This window comes from Thiocapsa sp., assembly GCF_035467215.1.
Taxonomy (GTDB): Bacteria; Pseudomonadota; Gammaproteobacteria; order Chromatiales; family Chromatiaceae; genus Thiocapsa.
Map to the genome: position 1 here is coordinate 1 of NZ_DATITZ010000035.1, position 4673 is coordinate 4673.

Here is a 4673-nt window from a genome sequence, read left to right on the forward strand (position 1 = left end):
AGGACTACCGGGGGGAATGAGGGGGAGGGGCGGTAACAAGCGCGCGGCGTCGGTTTGCAGGCATGCGATTGCGCCCGGTGCCGGCGCGTTGCGCGGGTCGTGCACGCGCATCGAGGCGCGGAGGCCGGATCGATTGGGCTATACTCATCGGCTTTCGACGCCGTTTTAATCCCAGACCATGCAAAAGACCGACGATCTGCGCATCCGCGAAATCAAAGAAGTCCGCTCCCCGAGCGCGCTGCACCGGGAATTCCCGATCTCGGAGGCGGCCGCGGAGACCGTCTATTCCACGCGCCACGCCATTCAGCAGATCCTCCACGGTCGGGACGATCGTCTGCTGGTCGTCGCGGGTCCCTGCTCGGTTCATGATCCCCGCGCCGCGCTCGAGTATGCCGAGCGTCTCAAGATGGTTCGGGACGCGCTGAGCGATCGCCTGCTGATCGTTATGCGCGTCTATTTCGAGAAGCCGCGGACCACGGTCGGCTGGAAGGGTCTGATCAACGATCCGAATCTGGACGGCAGCTTCGAGATCAATCAGGGTCTCGGCATCGCCCGCAAACTCCTGCTGGACCTCAACAGCATGCAGATCCCGGCCGGGACCGAGTTCCTCGATCTCATCAGCCCGCAATACATCGCCGATCTGGTGAGCTGGGGCGCGATCGGCGCGCGCACCACCGAGAGCCAGGGCCATCGCGAGCTGGCCTCAGGCTTATCCTGCCCGGTGGGTTTCAAGAACGCGACCAACGGGGACGTCAAGGTCGCCATCGATGCCATCCATGCCGCGGCACGTCCGCACGTCTTCATGTCGGTCACCAAGGAAGGTCAGTCCGCGATCTTCAGCACGACCGGGAACGTCGATACCCACATCATCCTGCGCGGCGGCCAACGACCGAACTACGATACCGAGAGCGTGAGCACGGCCGCGGAGCAGATCATCGAGTCCGGCCTGACGCCCAAGATCATGATCGACTTCAGCCACGCCAACAGCCGCAAGCGTCCGGAGAAACAGATCCGGGTCTGCCAGGACGTCGCCGGTCAGATCGCGCGCGGGGATCGCGGCATTATGGGCGTCATGATCGAAAGCCACCTGGTCGGCGGTCGTCAGGATCTGGGTAGCAGCGACGGGATGGTCTTCGGTCAAAGCGTCACCGACGCCTGCATCGGCTGGGACGATACGGTGCCGATGCTGCAGGAGCTGGCCGATGCCGTGGTGCGCCGACGCGCACTCTAAACCGCGTCCAGAGCGAGATGCTAACTTTCGAGTGAGTTCGGCGTTTGGTGCATCCACGGCCCTTATCGATGACGCGGTTTAAAGCCGCTCCAGGTACCGCGTCCCGCCGAGTCGGCTGGCCTGATCGCTGATCCAGGCCGCGCGTCGTTCCAGGCGTTCCGATGGTCGGTCCAGACGATAGTGTCCGGGCGCAGGCAGCACGCCGATCAGGAGCGACGCCTCGCGCATCGTCAGCTCGCTCGCCGGCCGATCGAAATAGCGCAGGCTCGCCGCGCCGATCCCGTAGGTGTTGGGGCTGAACTGTACGATGTTCAGATAGACCTCCAGGATGCGCTCCTTCGGCCACAAGATCTCCATCAGCAGCGTGAACCAGGCCTCGAGCAGCTTGCGCGGCAGATCCGATCCCGGCCAGAGAAAGAGGTTCTTGGCCGCCTGTTGGGTGATGGTGCTGGCTCCGCGCAGGCGACCGCCGTTTCGATAGTCGGCCCAGGCCAATCGAATCTCGACCAGGTCGAAACCCCGGTGGGTCGGGAAACGCTGATCCTCGCCGGCGATGGCCGCGAGCCGCGTCGGCAGGGAGATACGATCCCAGGGCACCCAAGTCTGATGGTAGTAGGGGGGTGATTGGTCAAGTCGCCAAAGATTGTAGGCGTGCCGCAGCATGAAGGCCGATGCCGGTGGGTCGAGCCATCGCAGCGTCAAGACGAGCACGATCGTGAGCAGTACCATATTGCCGAGCCCCTTGAGCAGGAACCGGCCCACGCGCTTGAGCGGGTGTCGGTCATAGCCGATGGGCTTGATGCAAAAGACGCGCGATTGCGGCGTCGGCTCGCGTGGCGTCGCCCGGGATCCATCCTCGAATCCGGCGTCCACCCCGGTCGTCTCCGGCGCTTGTTCCTCGTCCTTCATCAATCCTCGTGGTGTGCGGCGACCGAGGCCGCAAGGCATCTGACCCCCGAACCCCGCGGTCCGGCGCCGGCCCCCGCGGGTGCGATCGGCGCCCCCGCGCCTTCGAGCATCCGGTGAACCACCGCGAAGGTCGTACAGGCGCCCGAGACGACCTCGGCCGGATCCATGCGACCGTGCGCGGGCAGGCTGTCAAGGATGCTCGCGAATCGTTTCCAGGCCGCAGAGGAGTGCTCGCCGTGGAAGTCGAGGAAACCGGCCGAGCCCAGCGCCGGACCGAGACAGCGGCGCAGATGTTTCGCGATCACCCGACCGCCGAGCGTCGCACCCTCCAGGACATAGAGACCGCCGAGCGCGGTACCCGACCCGGCCGGGGCGAGCTGCGTCGATGTGCGCGGAATGTGCGGCTGGCCCTGCTCGGCAAGATCCTCGAGGATCGCCGGCAGCTTGGGCCGAATCCCCAGGTCGTTGCGGGTCTCCTCGTCCAAGGCGTCGAGCAGGCTGCCTTCCAGGGCCGCGTAAACCCCGGCCAAGGCATGCAGATAATCGAGATAGTCCTCGCGGGTGACGCTCGGCGACGTGAGTCGGGCCATCAGGGGCAAGCGTTCGACCGCCTCATGTGTCTCGGCCGTCGCGTGGCGCAAGAGGATCGCCAGTCGCGCGGAGGTTGTCGGTCGTGTCGTGTCGTGGATGTCGTGCATGGGTTCTTCGGGCTCGCTGCGCTCTGCGCTCGCGGCCAGTCTAACACCCGTCCTTGTTCTCCCCGAAAAACACCGAACCGTCGTTCGGGAAGACATCCGGACGGCGCCCGGCCGACGAACGGTCGCGCATCCGGGTCCGCAGGCTCACGTTTTGAGCCACCCCTCGCGGCATGCTGTGGTTCCGTCCAGTGCAAACCTCGCGGAGCCGACGATGAACGCCCTTGCCGACCTCTTTGTCATCCTGTTGTGCCTTTCCGGTCTCTTCGTGATCCTGAGCCTTGTGTGCATGGTCTTCGAGCGCGTCCCCGACGAGGCCGATGGGCGGCCGCGGCGCACGCGTGTCCAGCCGCAACGCCCGGGACGCCGCTCCCGCGTGGTCCGGCCTCGACGCAAGCCCAAGCAACCTGTGACGGACGCGCCGAGTCCTTCGGTCTACCCTGCGATCGGTCGGCCGGGGCATGGCACCCGAGGGGTCCTGAGCTGACCCCCGATGACGGCTGGCGCGTTCCGGCGCGACCAGTCTCACTCGGGGGGTAGCCAATCCACCTCGAGCACGTCGGTCAGCCGCCACGGACAGTCGTCCGGGAACGCCGAGAGTCCCGTCTCCCCGACGGCGTCGGCAACCGCGTCGGCCCAGATCTCGTCCAGCCAAGTCGCGTCGCGCAACATGGCCTTGAGACTGGGGGTTCGGTCGAGTCTGGCCTTGATGGCTCGGCGCTGCTCGCGGATCGTGCGCTGCCAACTGCTGCCGCGACGCTCCGGCTGGAATGTCCACTTGAGCAGGTGCGCAAGCAGGAGCGACAGGCGACTGGCCAGCTCGCGCTGTTCACTTTTGCCCACGTCTTCGATCTCCTCTGCGAGATGCTCGAGGTCGAGTCGGTCCAATGCGCCGACCCTCAGCCAGTGCGCCTGCTGTTCGGCCCAGGCGACGATGTCGGCGTCGTAAAGGTCGGTTTTTGGCATCGGTATCTCCCGATAAAATGACGGGGCCGGGCCGAGCGCCCGGTGCCTCGATTTCAACCCGAAACGTCAGGCCGCAAGCCCGCGCCCCTGCAACTCCTTGATCTTATCCCGGACGGCGGCGGCCTGCTCGAACTCGAGGTTCTTCGCATGCTGGTACATGGTCTTCTCCAACGCCTTGAGCTTCTTGGCCATTTGCTGCGGCGTCAGGCTGGCGTACTCGATGATCTCCTCGGCGACCTTGGCGTAGTTGCGGGCCTTCATGGGCGCGCCCGGGATGGCGCCTTCCATGATGTCGGCGACCGCCTTGCGGATGGTCTGAGGCGTGATGCCCTCGGCGGTGTTGTGGAGGATCTGCTTGGCGCGGCGTCGCTCGGTCTCGCCGATCGCGCGCTCCATGGAGCCGGTGATGCGATCGGCATAGAGGATCGCCTTGCCGTTGGCGTTGCGCGCGGCCCGCCCGATGGTCTGGATCAAGGAACCCTCCGAGCGCAGGAACCCCTCCTTGTCGGCGTCCAGGATGGCGACTAGCGAGACCTCCGGCATGTCCAGCCCCTCGCGCAGCAGATTGATCCCGACCAGGACGTCGAACTCGCCGAGCCGCAGGTCGCGGATGATCTCGACGCGCTCGACCGTGTCGATGTCCGAGTGCAGATAGCGGACCTTCACGCCGTGCTCGTTGAGATACTCGGTCAGATCCTCGGCCATCCGCTTGGTCAGCGTGGTGACCAGCACACGCTCGCCGACGGCGACCCGCAGCCCGATCTCCGAGAGCAGATCGTCGACCTGGGTCAGGGCGGGGCGGACCTCGACCTCCGGGTCGACCAGGCCGGTCGGGCGCACCACCTGCTCGACGACGGCGCACGAGTGCTGGA

The 4673-nt window shown here is 65.9% G+C and carries 6 protein-coding genes; 2 read left to right on the forward strand and 4 right to left on the reverse strand.

The window, feature by feature from the left end:
- Positions 1-178 precede the first annotated feature (178 nt).
- Positions 179-1231, forward strand: coding sequence for a 3-deoxy-7-phosphoheptulonate synthase (locus tag VLR48_RS01865; RefSeq protein WP_325290149.1), 1053 nt, complete (start codon positions 179-181; stop codon positions 1229-1231).
- Between the two features lie 78 nt (positions 1232-1309).
- On the opposite strand, the gene mtgA is transcribed toward VLR48_RS01865, so the two are convergent.
- Together mtgA and VLR48_RS01875 are read right to left on the reverse strand one after the other, a co-directional pair.
- On the reverse strand, positions 1310-2140 hold the full coding sequence (gene mtgA / locus VLR48_RS01870; RefSeq protein ID WP_325290150.1) for a monofunctional biosynthetic peptidoglycan transglycosylase: 831 nt from the start codon (positions 2138-2140) through the stop codon (positions 1310-1312).
- Positions 2140-2838 carry a biliverdin-producing heme oxygenase gene (locus VLR48_RS01875; protein WP_325290151.1) on the reverse strand — a complete coding sequence of 233 codons (699 nt, stop codon included), beginning with the start codon at positions 2836-2838 and terminating at the stop codon, positions 2140-2142. Before VLR48_RS01875 ends, mtgA begins: the two co-directional genes overlap by 1 nt.
- A 211-nt stretch (positions 2839-3049) precedes the next feature.
- On the opposite strand from VLR48_RS01875, the gene VLR48_RS01880 reads away from it, so the two are divergent.
- The gene (locus VLR48_RS01880; RefSeq protein WP_325290152.1) at positions 3050-3322 is read left to right on the forward strand and encodes a hypothetical protein; all 273 of its coding nucleotides are present in this window, start codon (positions 3050-3052) and stop codon (positions 3320-3322) included.
- 38 nt (positions 3323-3360) lie between these two features.
- Here the strand turns inward: VLR48_RS01880 and VLR48_RS01885 are convergent, their stop codons facing one another.
- Together VLR48_RS01885 and VLR48_RS01890 are read right to left on the reverse strand one after the other, a co-directional pair.
- Positions 3361-3801: a DUF29 domain-containing protein gene (locus tag VLR48_RS01885; RefSeq protein ID WP_325290153.1), complete on the reverse strand. Its 441-nt coding sequence runs from the start codon at positions 3799-3801 to the stop codon at positions 3361-3363.
- Between the two features lie 66 nt (positions 3802-3867).
- Positions 3868-4673, reverse strand: an 806-nt coding sequence (locus VLR48_RS01890) for a helicase-related protein (RefSeq protein ID WP_325290154.1), incomplete at its 5' end; no start/stop codon positions are given.